Origin of the sequence: Corynebacterium sp. BD556, from assembly GCF_038452275.1 — a bacterium.
GTDB classification, from domain to species: Bacteria; Actinomycetota; Actinomycetes; order Mycobacteriales; family Mycobacteriaceae; genus Corynebacterium; species Corynebacterium mayonis.
In genome coordinates, this window is the sequence record NZ_CP141643.1 from 401228 (window position 1) to 419250 (window position 18023).

Genomic DNA, 18023 nt, shown 5'->3' on the forward strand with positions numbered 1-18023 from the left:
CAAGCTCCTGTCATTCCCCCTTGTGACGTACGTTTCCTGCGCAACGCGGTGGAGTTTCGTTTCAACGTGTAGGGCGGCTGGGGCCTTGCGGTACGCCCGGTGTTAGACCCAATATCACTTAGTAAATGGTGAATCTTCGGGTGGTGGAGGATCGTGGTCTTGGGTCTTTGCGGACCGATTGTCGTTTAAAAACGAGTAACTGCCGAATCTGAGGTGGCTGACTGAGCTTATGCGGGCTGCTAGATTGCGGTGGGTGAAATAAAAAACCGGTACTGGAGCATCAAAGCGATACAAAGTTAGCGTCGGCCAGCAGCGTTTCAGATGGCCACTTTGGTGAGCCGCGCCAGGTCGGGGTAGTCCACGACCACACCGTCGGGGTCTAGGCTGAGTACGACGTCGACCTCGCGCGTGATCCACCCCGGAGAGGTGGTGAGCTCCCAGGTGGCGCGGTAGCGGTCGCAACGCTGGGTGCCGTGGGCGCTAAGGTGTGCGTCGTGAAGCGAAATGCTCGCGGTCCATGCGTACATTCCCCCGACCGTGACCAGAGCGCTACAATTTGTCATGCCCACTTCCCGCCTTGAGGCGTTTAGCGACGGTGTACTCGCGATCATCATCACGATCATGGTCTTGTCGTTCAAGGTGCCGGAAGGAAACACATGGCGTGTGTTGGTCGACACCACCGGGGTTTCCTTTCTGACCTATGTGCTGAGCTTCGCCTATGTCGGCATTTATTGGAACAACCACCACCACCTGCTGCATGCGGCGTCAAAACTGAGTGGGCGATCTTTGTGGGCGAATCACCACTGGCTGTTTTGGTTGAGTTTGCTTCCCTTTTCCACAGCGTGGGTAGATCAGGAAAGTTTAGCGAAAGTGCCAGTGATGTGTTACGGCGTTGTGTTGTTGCTGTGCGCGCTGGCCTATTTCATGCTTCAGGCTAGCCTCATGACTGAAGAAGGGCCCGAATCGCTGCTTCGGCAAGCTCTGAAGGTGGGCTGGGCCCGGATGGGAAGAAAAGACGTTCTGTCTTTGGTGCTGTATTTCGCGGGAATTATTCTCGCTGCCTGCGATGGCGTTGTGGCCCCAAGTCCGTACTTTTCCTGGGCGGGGATGGGGTGTTTCGTTATCGTCGCGTTTGTCTGGGTGGTGCCCGACCGCAGACTTGAACGGGCATTGCAGCGCGGAGATTGAGACACACAAAAGTTAGAAATGTTATCGCCTGAGCAGTCTTGGTGCTGTATCTGTCATCGATGTGCGTGACTGCCTGGGCTGTCTAGAGGCGACAGGCGAGGTAGCTCGACTCGTCGGTTGAGCGATTGTCGAGGTGTTGCGACGCGAGTATGCAGCGGCGGGGCGTAGACGTAATTTGTCGCTGCGTCTGTTTTTTGGATCTGCTTCGACTCGAAGTCGTACGTCGCACTTGAACGGTTCACATCAAGCGCAGCGGAGCATGAAGTGCGCGACACCAGGTAGAGCTTCTGGGTGTTTCTTTGAAATGTCTCAGGTTGTGATGCTCCTATATTGTGTCAAGCGCTTTTCAGAAATTTTTCGTAGGCCGATGCTAATTCCGTCAACGGACGTTTTCCAGTCTCGATGTCACTGATCCTCGCCGGGGCACACCCCAAATGCTTCGCTACAACCACCTGGGTGAGATGCTTTGCGATACGCAGTTCTTTCAACTCATCCCGACGAAGATCCCTGGGCTGTGGCGTACGAGAGTGTCCGATAGTTTGTGTGCGGGGGTTTGGTTTACAAGTACTCCGCGAATCGGTTGGGGTATGCCACAGCTAGTTGGTTGATGGCTTGCTTCCAGCCATTGGCCTTTGCTCCTTCAACATACCCGTTGCACTCAACGGCTCGCTTGGCTTGCTTCGCGCGTTTGGCAGCGCGTTTGTCTTCGATGTTGCACATCATCAGCCAAAGCGTCTTCACAGCCGCTGTATCGTTCGGGAACTGGCCCCGATTCCGGGTAGCTTTGCGCAGCTCAGCGTTAAGTGACTCGATCGAATTTGTGGTGTATAACACCTTGCGCGCTGCTGGCGGGAACTGCAAAAACGGCACGAACCGTTCCCACGCATCACGCCACACCTTCACCGACTGCGGGTATTTCTGGCCAAGCTCAGAGGTTTCGAACGCATCTAAGCTGGCACGGGCGGTATCTTCGTTTGCGGCCGTGTAGATCGCACGTAACGCGCTGGAGACAGCTTTTCGGTCCTGATAGGACACCCACCGGTTCGCCGCCCGGATCAGGTGCACGATGCAGGTCTGCACCATCGAATTCGGCCAGGTCGCCTCCACGGCTTCCGCTAAGCCTTTAAGCCCATCACAGCAGACGATGAAGACATCCTGGACGCCACGGTTGGCCAGATCTGCGCACACCGATGCCCACAAGGCGGCGCCTTCATTATCAGCAATTCACAAGCCCAGGATGCGCTTGATACCGTCGATGTCGATGCCCACCGCCATGTAGCACGCCTTGTTGACTACACGGTGGCCATCGCGGATCTTCACGCGTAGCGCATCAAGGAAGATTACTGGGTAAAACTCGTCGAGCTGACGGTTCTGCCAGATCGGACCTGACCCCTTGGTGGTGGACACGCTGAAACCAGCATTTCGCTGGGGAAGTGAGGTACCTTTCCACCATGCCACGCAAGACCTACACCGAGCAGTTCAAGCGTGACGCAGTGACGTTGTACGAGTCGACCCCTGGAGCCACGATCAACGCGATCGCCTCCGATCTCGGGGTCAACCGCAACTCCCTGCGCACCTGGCTCGACGCCTTCGGCACCGGCACCAAAACCAACGCCAACGGTGAAAAAGTCGCCAGCCCGATCGCCGCAGCCAACAGCGAACGTACTCCTGCTCAAGGACTCTCCGATGCCGAACGCATCCGCATGCTGGAACGCGAAAACGCCACGCTACGGGAAGAACGAGAGATCCTGCGCAAGGCGGCCAAATATTTCGCGGAAGAGACGAACTGGTGAACCGCTTTCAGTTCGTTGATGACCACCGAGACTTCTACGAGGTCAAGCGGTTATGTGAGGTCCTGAAGATCAACCGGTCCTCCTACTACAAGTGGAAATCTGCTGCTCCTGCCCGCCGGCGACGCCTCGTCGCTGACGCGGCGCTGGGAGCGAGGATCAAGGCCGTGTTCACAGCTGAGAACGGCTGTTACGGGGCGAAACGCATCACAGCGGCCATCAACTCGGATCCGACCAGCGATGATCGCCTCAATCACAAGCGCACCGCCAGGCTGATGCGCCAGATGGAATTGTTCGGCTACACCAAGAAACGCCGCGTAAAGACCACGGTGTCTGCGAAACGCGCTCCGACGTTTCCGGATCTGCTCGCACGCCGTTTCACCGCGGAGAAACCAAACACGGTCTACGTCGGCGATATCACCTACCTCCCGATTGCAGATGGGTCGAATATGTACCTGGCGACGGTCATCGACTGCTACTCGCGGCAGTTGACCGGTTTCGCGATCGCCGTCCACATGCGTACGGAGTTAGTTGAAGAGGCTTTGATGATGGCTTACGGGATCCGTGGCGGGCTTGACGGAGCGATTTTCCACTCCGATCATGGCAGTGTATACACCTCTGATCGGTACCGAAGACTATGTGAACGTCTCGGTGTTACCCAATCGATGGGAGCAATTGGTACCAGCGCGGATAATTCTCTGGCGGAGTCGTTCAACGCCACGTTGAAACGGGAAGTCCTTCAAGATGCACCTGTTTTCGCCAGTCAGCTGGTGTGTCGCCGGGACGTGTTCCAATGGTGCAGTCGCTACAACACCAAACGCCTGCACTCGAGGTGCGGCTATCGTTCGCCGAACGCCTTTGAATCTTCCGAAACAGCTATACTCAAAACCGCATCTGATTAAAACTCCGTGTCCACTTTCCGGGGTTCAGACCCATCATGACCTCGTCTAAGACTGCATCGGTAATGGTGCTGATCGTATCCGGGCTCATATCCACCCCCAGGGTGGACCCAAGATGGTGCTGAATATCACGCACTGTCATCCCACCGGCGTACAGCGAGATGATTATGTCATCGAGCTCTGTCAGCCGGCGTGCGCCCTTGGGCACCATCTGGGGAGTAAACGTGCCGCAACGATCCCTGGGTACAGTCACTTCCAACGTGCCGTAACCAGAGTTAACCGTCTTGGTGTACGACCCGTTGCGGTGGTTACCACCCTGTGTTGGTTCAACCTGGGCCTTCATCTTCCGGTCGGAATGACGGTAGCCCAAATGGGCATCCATTTCCGCCTGCAGACCAGCGTTAATCGACGCCTGCAACAGACCTTTGACCAGGTCACTGGCGTCACCGGTGGACGTCGACAACTCGCCAATCAGCTTGGCGAGCTCAGGATTTTCCATCAGCTTCTCGCTGATCTCGTTGACCTTGTCCTGGTCATGGTTTTTCTTCGTTGTCACCGTTGTCATTATCGGTGAAACTCCTTCTGTATCAGAGCCTCACACACAAACTTCCTGACACCCTCTGGCGTACTGCGCCTGGTGCATATGACCCGGTAGATCTCCCGGACGATCGCGCGCTTCAGGCAGCGAATAATCTCCCTTTTCGACAACCCCTCCTCGGTACGCCGGGCGACGTACTCCCTGGTGCGCTGGTCACACTTCATCCTCACCATAACGATTCGGTCCAACGCTGAGTTCGCCCGCCGGTCACCACCACGATTGAGCCGGTGCCGGTTGGTTCGCCCAGAGCTTGCCGGCAGTGGAGCCACTCCACATAAGTGCGCCAGCGCTGCTTCGGAGTGGATGCGCTCCGGATTATCGCCGATGCTGATCAGCAGATCAGCGGAAACAAGAGCCCCACATCCCACGATGTTGCTGACATGGGGATTGATCACTGACACCAGGGCAGCGATCCGGGTTTCCAGCTCATCGCACTGCACCCGCAATGCGCGGTAGGTCGTGGCCAGAATCTTCAGGCTGGTCAGCACACCATTTCGCGGATCAGTACCATCCGACGACGGTCGGCAGTACACCAACGCGTTGACCAGAGCGTGGTTGGTCATCGTGGCGTAGCGGGTGCGGATGTCATCAGGGGCTGTGACCAGCAACGACTTCATCGTTGTGATGAGTTTCGCGGTGGTGGACACCAGCTGTTTCCGGGTGATCTGTAACGCTCGTAACGACTCCACCGGGCCCGTGGAATCTTTAGGCGTGCTCAGCCCTTCCCCGGTCAGGACCTGTCGCGCGGCGGCAAGGGCATCCACCGGATCATTTCCCGTCCCGGCGTCGAATGCTGCGGGCCGGGCGCAGGACTTCAACGACCGTGTAGCCACGGTCTATGAGGTGCCGGGTTAATCCGGCACCGAAGGAGATGGTTCCTTCTACTCCGACGGCGCCGACACCGTGCTTGCTGAGGAACTCGGCGAGGTGTGTGTAGCCGGGCCTGGTGGTGGGGAAGGTTTCGGTGGCCAGGTGCCGGCCGGTTGGGGTCACCGCGGCGACGGTGTGGGTGTCGGTGTGGGTGTCGGTGTGGGTGTCGACCCCGGCGACGGGGCTTGCGGAGAGGTCGATGTCTGTGGTCATGGCTGTCAACGCTTTCGCATAGGGAAGTGATGAAGGTAGCCGCTGATCCGAGGGTTCGAGCAGACAGGACACTGATGGGACTACTACTATGGCACCTGCCGGGGTGCTCACGGTGAGAGGTCACGCTCCTATGAGGTCATGACCGAATCGCCGGATCGCGGTGCGGGGCGAGAACCAGCCCGGAAGACAGATCGCAACGAAGGCACACAATCAGATTGTGGCCAGTCCGTTAGTGGGTCATTCCGGATGGTTCTTGTCCCGCACTCCCATTATCAGTGTCCTAGTTAGTGGTGTATCTGTCCTTTCGATCTGATGCGGTTTAGCGAAAATACAGAAACGAAGGCAAGGAATGTAAAAGCGAAGACTAGCCCTGCAAGCAGTGGATATCCGATCATGGTCACTAAGATGCCAGACAGGATAGAGCTCACGCCCGCTGCAATGTTTATGGTCAGATCCAGTCTGCCCTGGAGCGCCATTCGTTGGTTTGTGTCATTAATCTTAGAGGCAAGGGTGGAGGAAATTATCATACCTACCGACCAAAATACTCCGACTCCAAAGAGACCCACAGTAAACAGGATAAAAGAGTTATGCAGAAAAACTAAGAGGAAAATCGAGATTAGAAAGGCGGTTGCTCCCCACGTAAGCGTCTTTCTGAGTCCGAACCGATTAAGGCTAGAGCTCACAAAAGGTCCGGTAGCATACATGCCGAGTAGGTGAGCTGTCATCACGATTCCAGATCTAGATGGACCAAAAACTCTATCTGTGTAAATGGGTGCCATTGTCATCAGGCTAATCATCGATGCGTGGGCAATGATTCCGGCGGCGAATATAAAAACATAAGATTGCTTCCATATGAGACGTCCTGATTCTGAAGAGGCAGTCGAGCGTGGGGTCCCCGATGTGTAGCTCTGGCGCCTTTCAAAAGATAGGACCAGTAGTCCAACCATGAAGGTTAGAGCAGACCCGACGAATGCCCACTCCATCGGTGATTCGATGTTTAGAGAGATGAGGCCATATATATTTGGTCCTATTACAGAGCCTATCGCGGAGCCGAAAAGTACTATGCCAATTGCAGATGTGGCCTGTTGATTTTGCCCGACTTTCTCAGTGGCTGTAAAGCGAGAGATAAGTGCGCTTACCGTGCCTCCCCCAAGGAGAAATAATCCAACGAAGAGAAGCCATCCGCTGGAGCCTTTAGTAGAGATGGCAAAGTGTGCAACGAGGGATCCCAGTGCAGCCACACCAATGGTGCATCGTAGTGCAAACAGCCTATCCTTGAGGATGCTGATTCTCGTTGCCGTTATGGTAATGAATGTGGCGCCCAAGATGGTGCTTGTCTGGGCTAGTCCGCCCAATGATTCCTTGCCTGTAACCTCAACGGCTGCAAGTGCGGTGATAGTAAGATTTAGTCCCACCGCGGCGGATATGCAGATTTGGGTGGCAACTATCGGCCAGATTAACCCAAGGGTGCTTTTCGTCGAACTTTTCGGAGGTTTGATCAAGGCAGTTTGATTTCTTCATAGAAGAAGGGAGCTTCATCGCCCCTTACAAACCATGCTTTATAGCGCTCTGGCTCTTGAAAAACAATAGCCTCATACTCCGTTACAATGGAGCCATCTAGACGGACGATCGCGGTGCCCTGCCAGGGGGAAATCACAGTTTTGGCATCGCGCATAATGGGAGAGTATTGATCTGGCTTAGGGTGGACTGTTCCGCGGATAGCATCTGGGAATGCGATCATCACCAGACCGAGTCTACGCATAATAGTCAAAAGCACGGTGTATTCGAACGCGGCGTGCTCTGCCCTCTTGAGAAGGGCCTTTTCTGCGCGAATGAAGAAACTATCTAGGTCAACATTCTTGTAAGACCCACTCTTGTACATCTCAATCAGAGCTACAGTTATGGGAGTGGTTTCAACCCCCTGGCGAAGAGCGGCAATTAGATCTTGCCTGGAGGGAAGATCGTGATCATTCCACTGACTCGAAACGTGCTCTCTTACTTCTGCTTCGATCGCAGCGACTTCATCCTTTCGTTCTTGGTAGATGGGCCACATATCGATAGTTCGCAGAGAATTTTCTGCTTCAAGTGCCGAAATCTGCCGGTTTAGGTTCTCCTCGTAGGGGACAGCTTCATTGTGGGCGTACCCGTAGAAAGGTCGATAAATTGTTCCGTCAAGAATGAGCGTAAACAGTAGTCCCGGTGGATACACTTCCCTCACGGTATCTGAAATATCTAAGAGATGGAGAAGAGCATACATTTCACCTAAGTCGGGAGCTACTCGCTTATGAGCTGCAGGATTATGTGGGCGACCCGCAAATGAAGGGATGACAATTTCTATGGGGACCCCATTGCTTATTGCAGTTTCGATTTTGGCACGGTTCGTTACTCCATCATGGAGAAGGTTGCCTTTCGGCCCTTTTAGAAACCTTTCGTGCTCCATGATCATAATGATGTCGTCGACAGTATTTCCTGAAAAACTGCTTCTTACATCCGAAAGGACAGCTGCCTTTCGGGAGTAGTTCTCCTTGAATTTCTCAGTGTCGAATGTTTCGAGCACGGCCGAGTCGGGTCGGGTCCATCTCTCAGTCGCTTCGATGCACTTCCAGGGGTCCGTAAGCCAATTGGTGGGGGTGAAAGAAATATGAAAAAACTCTTCAGAGAGTTTCACATTAGAGAAGTTTGACTTATCCATTCGGTAGCCTCCCGCATATGGAGTTGTGGCGTGATTTTTGCTTGGGAAAATTGGGGTCATGTGCTATTCTACGAAGTCCCGCAGTCGGTCGTCGACCTCCCCGGATCTGTGGGATTGTGCCAGTTTTCTTTGGGTTGGAGAGATTTAGTGCCAGATCCCGTTGCTCACTAGGTGAAACGAAGCTCCCAGGTTGGCAGCAAATACGCCGTCCACATTTGGGTTGTCACCTATGACTATTGTTTGTTTCCCTGCGGGTATCCCAAGAACGTCTGCGAATAAGGAGAGTGTCCGATAGTTTGTGTGCGGGGGTTTGGTTTACAAGTACTCCGCGAATCGGTTGGGGTATGCCACAGCTAGTTGGTTGATGGCTTGCTTCCAGCCATTGGCCTTTGCTCCTTCAACATACCCGTTGCACTCAACGGCGCGCTTGGCTTGCTTCGCGCGTTTGGCAGCGCGTTTGTCTTCGATGTTGCAAATCATCAGCCAAAGCGTCTTCACAGCCGCTGTATCGTTCGGGAACTGGCCCCGATTCCGGGTAGCTTTGCGCAGCTCAGCGTTAAGTGACTCGATCGAATTCGTGGTGTACAACACCTTGCGCGCTGCTGGCGGGAACTGCAAAAACGGCACGAACCGTTCCCACGCATCACGCCACACCTTCACCGACTGCGGGTATTTCTGGCCAAGCTCAGAGGTTTCGAACGCATCTAAGCTGGCACGGGCGGTATCTTCGTTTGCGGCCGTGTAGATCGCACGTAACGCGCTGGAGACAGCTTTTCGGTCCTGATAGGACACCCACCGGTTCGCCGCCCGGATCAGGTGCACGATGCAGGTCTGCACCATCGAATTCGGCCAGGTCGCCTCCACGGCTTCCGCTAAGCCTTTAAGCCCATCACAGCAGACGATGAAGACATCCTGGACGCCACGGTTGGCCAGATCTGCGCACACCGATGCCCACAAGGCGGCGCCTTCATTATCAGCAATCCACAAGCCCAGGATGCGCTTGATACCGTCGATGTCGATGCCCACCGCCATGTAGCACGCCTTGTTGACTACACGGTGGCCATCGCGGATCTTCACGCGTAGCGCATCAAGGAAGATTACTGGGTAAAACTCGTCGAGCTGACGGTTCTGCCAGATCATGACCTCGTCTAAGACTGCATCGGTAATGGTGCTGATCGTATCCGGGCTCATATCCACCGGACCTGACCCCTTGGTGGTGGACACGCTGAAACCAGCATTTCGCTGGGGAAGTGAGGTACCTTTCCACCATGCCACGCAAGACCTACACCGAGCAGTTCAAGCGTGACGCAGTGACGTTGTACGAGTCGACCCCTGGAGCCACGATCAACGCGATCGCCTCCGATCTCGGGGTCAACCGCAACTCCCTGCGCACCTGGCTCGACGCCTTCGGCACCGGCACCAAAACCAACGCCAACGGTGAAAAAGTCGCCAGCCCGATCGCCGCAGCCAACAGCGAACGTACTCCTGCTCAAGGACTCTCCGATGCCGAACGCATCCGCATGCTGGAACGCGAAAACGCCACGCTACGGGAAGAACGAGAGATCCTGCGCAAGGCGGCCAAATATTTCGCGGAAGAGACGAACTGGTGAACCGCTTTCAGTTCGTTGATGACCACCGAGACTTCTACGAGGTCAAGCGGTTATGTGAGGTCCTGAAGATCAACCGGTCCTCCTACTACAAGTGGAAATCTGCTGCTCCTGCCCGCCGGCGACGCCTCGTCGCTGACGCGGCGCTGGGAGCGAGGATCAAGGCCGTGTTCACAGCTGAGAACGGCTGTTACGGGGCGAAACGCATCACAGCGGCCATCAACTCGGATCCGACCAGCGATGATCGCCTCAATCACAAGCGCACCGCCAGGCTGATGCGCCAGATGGAATTGTTCGGCTACACCAAGAAACGCCGCGTAAAGACCACGGTGTCTGCGAAACGCGCTCCGACGTTTCCGGATCTGCTCGCACGCCGTTTCACCGCGGAGAAACCAAACACGGTCTACGTCGGCGATATCACCTACCTCCCGATTGCAGATGGGTCGAATATGTACCTGGCGACGGTCATCGACTGCTACTCGCGGCAGTTGACCGGTTTCGCGATCGCCGTCCACATGCGTACGGAGTTAGTTGAAGAGGCTTTGATGATGGCTTACGGGATCCGTGGTGGGCTTGACGGAGCGATTTTCCACTCCGATCATGGCAGTGTATACACCTCTGATCGGTACCGAAGACTATGTGAACGTCTCGGTGTTACCCAATCGATGGGAGCAATTGGTACCAGCGCGGATAATTCTCTGGCGGAGTCGTTCAACGCCACGTTGAAACGGGAAGTCCTTCAAGATGCACCTGTTTTCGCCAGTCAGCTGGTGTGTCGCCGGGACGTGTTCCAATGGTGCAGTCGCTACAACACCAAACGCCTGCACTCGAGGTGCGGCTATCGTTCGCCGAACGCCTTTGAATCTTCCGAAACAGCTATACTCAAAACCGCATCTGATTAAAACTCCGTGTCCACTTTCCGGGGTTCAGACCCTCGCAATCAAGCGCAGGCTACTGGCTCAAAGCACTACCCAACCGGGTAGGAGCCGACTGCCTAGTCAGCAGAATCAGCAGCGGTCGCCACCTCGAAATCGGAGACTTCGACATGCGCAAGCATCTCGCAACAATCCGCAACACCACAGAAACCTAACCCCAACAACCAGCCCGTCCAAGCAAGGACGGGCTCCCCCTACCAACAAGCCGGAATACCACCCCGACCACCTTCGTGGAACACCCCTACCAAAAACCCGCACTTGGCATTTACAAAGCGTTGGACTATGCCAACCCACAGGAAAGAGAAACCAAGAACTATCTCACCCAGCTCATCAACACTGGGCCGTAAAAGAAGCGGAACTAAACCCAGGACGCTTCACTGGCCACCTCACACATCCTTAAGGCCCCTCACCGGCAGTCGCAGATACACCACGCTAGAGGACACTGATAATGGGAGTGCGGGACAAGAACCATCCGGAATGACCCACTAACGGACTGGCCACAATCTGATTGTGTGCCTTCGTTGCGATCTGTCTTCCGGGCTGGTTCTCGCCCCGCACCGCGATCCGGCGATTCGGTCATGACCTCATAGGAGCGTGACCTCTCACCGTGAGCACCCCGGCAGGTGCCATAGTAGTAGTCCCATCAGTGTCCTGTCTGCTCGAACCCTCGGATCAGCGGCTACCTTCATCACTTCCCTATGCGAAAGCGTTGACAGCCATGACCACAGACATCGACCTCTCCGCAAGCCCCGTCGCCGGGGTCGACACCCACACCGACACCCACACCGACACCCACACCGTCGCCGCGGTGACCCCAACCGGCCGGCACCTGGCCACCGAAACCTTCCCCACCACTAGGCCCGGCTACACACACCTCGCCGAGTTCCTCAGCAAGCACGGTGTCGGCGCCGTCGGAGTAGAAGGAACCATCTCCTTCGGTGCCGGATTAACCCGGCACCTCATAGACCGTGGCTACACGGTCGTTGAAGTCCTGCGCCCGGCCCGCAGCATTCGACGCCGGGATGGGAAATCAGATCCGGTGGATGCCCTTGCCGCCGCGCGACAGGTCCTGACCGGGGAAGGGCTGAGCACGCCTAAAGATTCCACGGGCCCGGTGGAGTCGTTACGAGCGTTACAGATCACCCGGAAACAGCTGGTGTCCACCACCGCGAAACTCATCACAACGATGAAGTCGTTGCTGGTCACAGCCCCTGATGACATCCGCACCCGCTACGCCACGATGACCAACCACGCTCTGGTCAACGCGTTGGTGTACTGCCGACCGTCGTCGGATGGTACTGATCCGCGAAATGGTGTGCTGACCAGCCTGAAGATTCTGGCCACGACCTACCGCGCATTGCGGGTGCAGTGCGATGAGCTGGAAACCCGGATCGCTGCCCTGGTGTCAGTGATCAATCCCCATGTCAGCAACATCGTGGGATGTGGGGCTCTTGTTTCCGCTGATCTGCTGATCAGCATCGGCGATAATCCGGAGCGCATCCACTCCGAAGCAGCGCTGGCGCACTTATGTGGAGTGGCTCCACTGCCGGCAAGCTCTGGGCGAACCAACCGGCACCGGCTCAATCGTGGTGGTGACCGGCGGGCGAACTCAGCGTTGTACCGAATCGCTATGGTGAGGATGAAGTGTGACCAGCGCACCAGGGAGTACGTCGCCCGGCGTACCGAGGAGGGGTTGTCGAAAAGGGAGATTATTCGCTGCCTGAAGCGCGCGATCGTCCGGGAGATCTACCGGGTCATATGCACCAGGCGCAGTACGCCACAGCCCAGGGATCTTCGTCGGGATGAGTTGAAAGAACTGCGTATCGCGAAGCATCTCACCCAGGTGGTTGTAGCGAAGCATTTGGGGTGTGCCCCGGCGAGGATCAGTGACATCGAGACTGGAAAACGTCCGTTGACGGAATTAGCATCGGCCTACGAAAAATTTCTGAAAAGCGCTTGACACAATATAGGAGCATCACAACCCTGAGCCTGCGTGGAGGTTCCTCATCTTTGGGAGAAGCGCCGTCAAGAAGTCATGGAAATTCTTTTTAAACTTCATGTCGAGGACATGTTTTTATGGTGGAATTGCCAGGTTGGTATCCGTCGACACCAAGGTTAGGCTTGTCATGCTGAAAAATATCGCTCTGGTTACGGCCGTTTCGCTCACTCTGTCCGTCGTGCCGGTCGCTTTCGCCCCGAACTCTTTTGCCGCTGAGAATCCCATTTACCGGGCCGCCACTGGTGTCGGCGCCGATGCGACGAGCGTGAACTTCACCTGGCGTTCGTATCACCGTGGACCTGAAGTGGTGCGCTTCGCGCCGGTGGATTCGCCGCAGCGGGTTCGTGAGGTTCAGTCGAGCATTGCTGATTTCGGGGCGATTGGATACGTTTCGAAGTTCGCTGAAGCTACCGGCCTTGAACCGGGCAAGACGTACAGCTATCAGATTGGATCTGAGCAGGGAGGATGGAGTGAGCCGGAGCAGTTTAGCATCGACGACGGTGACGGCACCTGGGAGGCCATCGCGATAGCCGATGCTCAGATTGGGGTGGGTGCCAGGGTTTCGCAGCAGGCCGCGACGTGGCGCGCCACGGCTGCCGCCGCGGCGAAGGCTTCCCCTCGTGCCTCGGTGTTTATTAGTCTCGGCGACCAGGTTGAGGGGTGGGGGGATATGATTGGCCCGTTAGGGCAGTACAACGCCTTTTTCTCGGCTCCGCAGTTGCGGCAGTACCGCGTTAGCGTTCTTGAAGGTAACCACGAGACGTATCCTTCTTCGCTTTCCACCCGCCACTTTAAGGAACATTGGCGGCTTCCAAACGAGTTGGGTTCCACCTCGAACTACTTTTTTGAGCAGAACAACGCGCTGATCATTGGGCTTAATTCCAATCGTAAGGACGATGCGGGGCTTAGTGAGCAGGCGCAGTTTGTCCGCGACACTGTCGCGGCCCATGGTGCTGGTAAGGATTGGATTATTGTGGCGAGTCACTTCGCTTTCCATTCCCAGGGTGGGCGCTACTCGACGTCGGATATTCAGCGCATGCGCGCGAAGCTAAGCCCGGTCTTTTCTGAGGTTGGCGTTGACTTGGTGCTCAACGGTCACGATCACATGTATAACCGTTCCCATTTGATGAATGGTCTGGAGCCTACTGTGCCCACGGCGCAGGCGGGGCCGGGTGATGTTTTGGCTAAGCGTGAAGGGGAGGTCCTTTACCTCACCTTGAGTACTGCCGGTGGTGGAAAGTTTTACGATTTTACCGGCAACGATGGTAAGAGCTACCCCGGTATCACGTTTGAGGAGGCTCGTGAGCGGAACCTGAACGAGGACACGGTCGCTTTTTGGAACCAGGATTACACCCCGGATTATTCCGTGATGAAGGTCAGTCCCACGGCGATCAATGTGCGCAGCATGAACGCTGCGGATGATTCGCTTGTCGACGATATCACTCTCACCCGTTTCGGGAGCGCGACTGACCCGGCGGAGGCCGGATCGGCGGAATCATCATCAAGCAGTTCATCGGCAGATGGCTCATCGGAAGACGGTTCGTCGGAAAACGGTTCGTCGGAAAATGGTTCGTCGACGGGCGTTATCGTGGCGGCCGCGGTGCTTGGCATTCTTGGTGGCCTGGCCGCGCTGTTGGTGAACTTGCCGCAGGTGCGTTCCTTTGCGGAGCAGTTCGGGTTGACGATCCCGCAGTTGTAAGCGGCGGAGCTTCGGCTGGCTCAAGCAACGAGCGCACCAAAATCCACACCTTCGAACAGGTAAGTTCAAGGCTATGAAAAAAGGTGAAAAATTGTTATCTTGAATGGGCATTACTCGCCACTGAGCGAGCCTTCTCCAAGGAGTTTCAATGTCATTCAAGATTTCTGTCCTCGTGGGATCCTTGCGCACTGGTTCCTTCGCCCGAAGAATCGCAAACGAAGCGCTGCGCATGTTTCCCAAGGGTTTTGCTGCCGAGATCGTGGAAATCGGCCACCTTCCCCTTTACAACTTTGACTATGACGACCCTCAACAGATTGATACCCCCACGCCGCAGGTGTACACGCACTTCCGCGAAACCATCAAGGCTTCCGACGGCATCTTGTTTATCACCCCCGAAAACAACCGAACCATCCCAGCCGTGCTGAAAAACGCGGTGGACATCGGGTCGAAGCCGAACTCCGATGTTGCCTGGAAGAATCACCCGGCGGGCATCATCTCCCACTCGGTTGGTGCGATGGGCGGCTATTCTGCGCAAAAGAATCTGCGCCTGGCACTGTCCTACTTCGACATGCCGTTTCCAGGCCAGCCGGAAGTGTTTTTGGGCACATCGCCGGAAGTGTTCACCGACAACGGCAACCTGGTTGAGCGAACGGAGAACTTCGTGCGCGACTACATCGAGCGCTTCGCGCAAATCGTCGAAAAGAGCAACGTTAACGGCAAATAGGCGTCGAAACGAAGCGAAAAAACCAAACCGGATCAACCAAGGCCGCACTTTCGCTCACTGTTTCATAACCCCGCTGACCCGAGGCAGAAACGTCACCTCACGCCAAGGGCGGACATGGAAATGGAAGGAGACGTGCGAAAAGTTAAGCTCATTGCCTATGGCGCCGGCGCGTCGCGGCGTGGCGTGCCGCCGAGCGCACGAACCCAATCAGTGCTGCGGAACTCGGCCTCGCCCGACCAAGAAAGTGGGGAGTGGGACGCCGCGACAACGACGTTGCCGTAGCCACTTCCATTTAACATCTCCTGGGTAGTTATGACGCCGAGGTGGGAAAAGACCTCAGCGAGGCCTGCGGTTTCCGCGCGAGTCTCCGGCAAGCCAGCGCGGTCGCCGATATTTAAGACAAAGATTCCCCCCGGCCGTAAAGCGTCCTGCGCTGCCCGGTAGAACTCCACCGTGGTTAGCGGGGTTGGGGTGACGGGCCCGGCGAAGACGTCGCGCACGATGAGGTCGACGGATGCCGGCGCGAGCGCGTGGGTGAAGGCGCGGGCCTCGGCCACCACGATGTCTACAGGGGGAGCGAAGATGTCACGTACGAGTCGGGCAAGGCCGCGGTCGAACTCGACGGCGGTGTTGGAGCTTTCCCAACGGTGCGCCACATAAGAAGGCAGCGCGCAACCAGCCGCGCCGAGGTGCACCGCGGCGAAAGGTTCAGGCAGGTGGATGAGCCCTGCGATCCAGCGCATGTAGTCGTACTCAAGAACTTCGGGTGCGCCCGGGACAACGTAGGAGCTGGGCACGTTATTGACTTCGAGGATGTAGGCGCCGTCGCGAAGCGGGTCGGCAACAATAGTGGCAGTGCCGGTGTCGATGGGGTAGCGCCCCTCAATGCGCCGCTTCGCGTGCCTTTGCTTGCCTTTGCTCATCACCGACTATTCTTGTCTGCCATGCTCACTGTGCGCGAAGCAACCCCCGAGGACAAGCAGACGGCCATCGACATTTGGGACGCCTCCGGCATCACAGCGCCGTGGAACGACCCCCCGAACGACTTCGACCGGGCGTTGGCGGCGCCGAGCTCGACGATTCTCGTGGTCGAATCCGAGGAAAACATCGAAGGCCTCGCCATGACAGGTTTCGATGGCCACCTCGGCTGGATTCACATGGTTGGTGTGCGGCCCGAAAGCCAAGGCAAAGGCATCGGCGCCACTCTCGCCGCCGCCTGCAAGGACTTTCTGCGCGAGAAAGGCGCGCCGGGAGCCTACCTGATGACGGATCCGCTCAACGAGCGCGGCCAGGAGTTCTGGCGGCGCCACGGCTTCGTCGAAATCGACGCCGTCGTCTACACCGCACGATTGTCTTAAAAGCACGGATGCTTTACGACGCCCACGATTGCGTCTGAGAAAACAACGTCGCTACCGCCGCACCCACCAAGATCACCACGGCGGGCAACCACAGTGAATTCGACATTGCCTGGGCGAAAGGTGCGTGCAAGACCTCGGGCAGTGTCCCCGCCTGCGGCGGGATCTTTCCGGCACCGGCACCTAGCTGGGCGTTGAGCTGCGCTGTCATCAGCGCTGCGATGGAAGCGGAGCCGACCACCGCTCCCATCTGACGCACCGTGTTATATACCGAGGAGCCGGTGCCGGCCAGCTCCGGGGTGAGATTGCGAGTGGCAATCATCGACAGCGGGCCCCACACCAAAGAGTTGGCTACGCCGGCTACCACAGAGGCCACGAGCATCCAGCGCGGATCAACCTGCGGGTTGGCCAAAAAGGCCGTGATCGCCACCGATAAGGCGAAAAGGAGCAGCCCGCCGATGGCGAAAGGTTTAGGTGAGCGGGTGTTAGTCATTGTGCCCACGCGCGGCGCCAACAGCCCCGACACTAACCCGGCTGGCAGAAGGAGCAGAGCGGCGCGGGTAGGGGAGTAACCCTGGACCGACTGGATGTAAATCATCCACGGGATGATGTAGATGGAGACAGTAAAGCCCACCGTCGCGATCGTCAGCGAGGCGAGCGAGAAGTTGCGGTCGGCGAAAAGCCGCAAAGGAACCAGCGGATCGCGGGTGGTGCGGGACTGCCACCAGACAAAAATGCCGAGCAGGGCCAGACCGGCGAGGATCAGGGCCATCGCACGCCAAGCCCAGTTCAGACGCTCACCCTCCTGGATGCCGAAGATCAGGCTGAACATGCCGAAGGTACTCAGCGCCACGCCCACCCAGTCAAAGCGGCGGGCAAACCTTTGCAGGCGCGGAACGTGGATCCAGGCGAGGACCAAGCCAATAAGGCCGAAGGGGACGTTGACGAAAAAGATCCACTGCCAACCAGCGGCGTCGACAAGCAAACCCCCGAGGAGGGGGCCAACGATAGTAGCCACGCCAGCCGTAGCACCCCAAACACCCATGGCGGAGCCACGCTGCTCCGGGCGGAAAGTGCGGATCATCATCGACATCGTCTGCGGGGTCACCATCGCCCCGCCTAAACCTTGGAAGGCGCGGGCGACGATCAACGCCGAGATGCTGCCAGCCAAACCGCACGCCAGTGAGGACACCGTAAACACAGCCAGGCCAAGCAGATACATGGTGCGCGGGCCGAAGCGGTCACCGAGGCGGCCCGTGACAAGAAGCGGCACCGCATAGGCGAGAAGATAAGAACTGTTGACCCAGATCACCTCGTTGTAGCTTGCCTCCAATCCCGAGGTGATGGCTGGAATGGCCACCGAAACGATCGTGGAGTCGACGAGGATCATGAAAAAGCCCAACATCATGGCCAGTAATGCTGGCCACGGGGACTTAGTTGTTGAGTCGGTCACG

Annotated in this window: 13 protein-coding genes and 5 pseudogenes; 7 read left to right on the forward strand and 11 right to left on the reverse strand. The window is 56.9% G+C overall.

Features of this window, described 5'->3' with window-relative positions; all coding sequences use genetic code 11:
- Window positions 1-317: 317 nt before the first annotated feature.
- A complete protein-coding gene (locus VLL26_RS01950; protein WP_342319457.1) occupies window positions 318-563 on the reverse strand; it encodes a hypothetical protein in 246 nt (81 codons plus the stop codon).
- Between VLL26_RS01950 and VLL26_RS01955 the strand changes: the two genes are divergently transcribed.
- On the forward strand, window positions 562-1188 hold the full coding sequence (locus VLL26_RS01955) for a TMEM175 family protein (protein ID WP_342319458.1): 627 nt from the start codon (window positions 562-564) through the stop codon (window positions 1186-1188). The genes VLL26_RS01950 and VLL26_RS01955 overlap by 2 nt on opposite strands.
- Window positions 1189-1523: 335 nt before the next feature.
- On the opposite strand, the pseudogene VLL26_RS01960 reads toward VLL26_RS01955, so the two are convergent.
- Both VLL26_RS01960 and VLL26_RS01965 read right to left on the reverse strand, forming a co-directional pair.
- Window positions 1524-1709: pseudogene (locus VLL26_RS01960) on the reverse strand (helix-turn-helix domain-containing protein); the annotation flags it as partial.
- Window positions 1710-1746: 37 nt separating this feature from the next.
- Window positions 1747-2565: pseudogene (locus VLL26_RS01965) on the reverse strand (IS256 family transposase); the annotation flags it as partial.
- Between the two features lie 74 nt (window positions 2566-2639).
- On the opposite strand from VLL26_RS01965, the gene VLL26_RS01970 reads away from it, so the two are divergent.
- Window positions 2640-3880, forward strand: a protein-coding gene (locus VLL26_RS01970) for an IS3 family transposase (protein WP_342318167.1) whose coding sequence is annotated in 2 segments (ribosomal slippage) — window positions 2640-2967 and window positions 2967-3880 — 1242 coding nt in all. Because the reading frame shifts where the segments join, the coding sequence is not laid out codon by codon here.
- Between the two features lie 37 nt (window positions 3881-3917).
- On the opposite strand, the pseudogene VLL26_RS01975 reads toward VLL26_RS01970, so the two are convergent.
- The 6 genes and pseudogenes from VLL26_RS01975 to VLL26_RS01995 form a co-directional block, all read right to left on the reverse strand.
- Window positions 3918-4442: pseudogene (locus VLL26_RS01975) on the reverse strand (transposase); the annotation flags it as partial.
- Window positions 4443-4495: 53 nt separating this feature from the next.
- Window positions 4496-5558 (reverse strand): annotated as a pseudogene (locus VLL26_RS01980) (IS110 family transposase); the annotation flags it as partial.
- A gap of 284 nt (window positions 5559-5842) precedes the next feature.
- A complete protein-coding gene (locus VLL26_RS01985) occupies window positions 5843-7060 on the reverse strand; it encodes an MFS transporter (RefSeq protein WP_342319459.1) in 1218 nt (405 codons plus the stop codon).
- Window positions 7057-8310, reverse strand: a complete 1254-nt coding sequence (locus VLL26_RS01990) for an L-tyrosine/L-tryptophan isonitrile synthase family protein (protein WP_342319460.1) — start codon at window positions 8308-8310, stop codon at window positions 7057-7059. The genes VLL26_RS01985 and VLL26_RS01990 overlap by 4 nt, the downstream gene beginning before the upstream one ends.
- Before the next feature lie 84 nt (window positions 8311-8394).
- On the reverse strand, window positions 8395-8508 hold the full coding sequence (locus tag VLL26_RS11130) for an HAD hydrolase-like protein (RefSeq protein WP_425292292.1): 114 nt from the start codon (window positions 8506-8508) through the stop codon (window positions 8395-8397).
- A gap of 57 nt (window positions 8509-8565) precedes the next feature.
- Window positions 8566-9447 (reverse strand): annotated as a pseudogene (locus tag VLL26_RS01995) (IS256 family transposase); the annotation flags it as partial.
- Window positions 9448-9518: 71 nt separating this feature from the next.
- On the opposite strand from VLL26_RS01995, the gene VLL26_RS02000 reads away from it, so the two are divergent.
- The 4 genes from VLL26_RS02000 (at window position 9519) to VLL26_RS02015 (ending at window position 15214) form a co-directional block, all read left to right on the forward strand.
- Window positions 9519-10759, forward strand: a protein-coding gene (locus VLL26_RS02000; RefSeq protein ID WP_342318167.1) for an IS3 family transposase whose coding sequence is annotated in 2 segments (ribosomal slippage) — window positions 9519-9846 and window positions 9846-10759 — 1242 coding nt in all. Because the reading frame shifts where the segments join, the coding sequence is not laid out codon by codon here.
- 751 nt (window positions 10760-11510) lie between these two features.
- Window positions 11511-12752, forward strand: a complete 1242-nt coding sequence (locus VLL26_RS02005) for an IS110 family transposase (RefSeq protein WP_342319461.1) — start codon at window positions 11511-11513, stop codon at window positions 12750-12752.
- A 166-nt stretch (window positions 12753-12918) separates the two neighbouring features.
- Window positions 12919-14490: a metallophosphoesterase family protein gene (locus tag VLL26_RS02010; RefSeq protein ID WP_342319462.1), complete on the forward strand. Its 1572-nt coding sequence runs from the start codon at window positions 12919-12921 to the stop codon at window positions 14488-14490.
- Window positions 14491-14638: 148 nt separating this feature from the next.
- Entirely contained in the window at window positions 14639-15214 is a 576-nt protein-coding gene (locus VLL26_RS02015) for an NADPH-dependent FMN reductase (RefSeq protein ID WP_342319463.1), read from the forward strand.
- Between the two features lie 155 nt (window positions 15215-15369).
- Here VLL26_RS02015 and VLL26_RS02020 read toward each other — a convergent pair whose 3' ends face one another.
- Window positions 15370-16137 carry a spermidine synthase gene (locus VLL26_RS02020; protein WP_342319464.1) on the reverse strand — a complete coding sequence of 256 codons (768 nt, stop codon included), beginning with the start codon at window positions 16135-16137 and terminating at the stop codon, window positions 15370-15372.
- Window positions 16138-16158: 21 nt separating this feature from the next.
- Here VLL26_RS02020 and VLL26_RS02025 point away from each other — a divergent pair, with 21 nt between their 5' ends.
- Window positions 16159-16572 carry a GNAT family N-acetyltransferase gene (locus VLL26_RS02025; RefSeq protein ID WP_342319465.1) on the forward strand — a complete coding sequence of 138 codons (414 nt, stop codon included), beginning with the start codon at window positions 16159-16161 and terminating at the stop codon, window positions 16570-16572.
- Between the two features lie 13 nt (window positions 16573-16585).
- On the opposite strand, the gene VLL26_RS02030 is transcribed toward VLL26_RS02025, so the two are convergent.
- A complete protein-coding gene (locus tag VLL26_RS02030; protein ID WP_342319466.1) occupies window positions 16586-18022 on the reverse strand; it encodes a DHA2 family efflux MFS transporter permease subunit in 1437 nt (478 codons plus the stop codon).
- Between the last annotated feature and the right edge of the window lies 1 nt (window position 18023).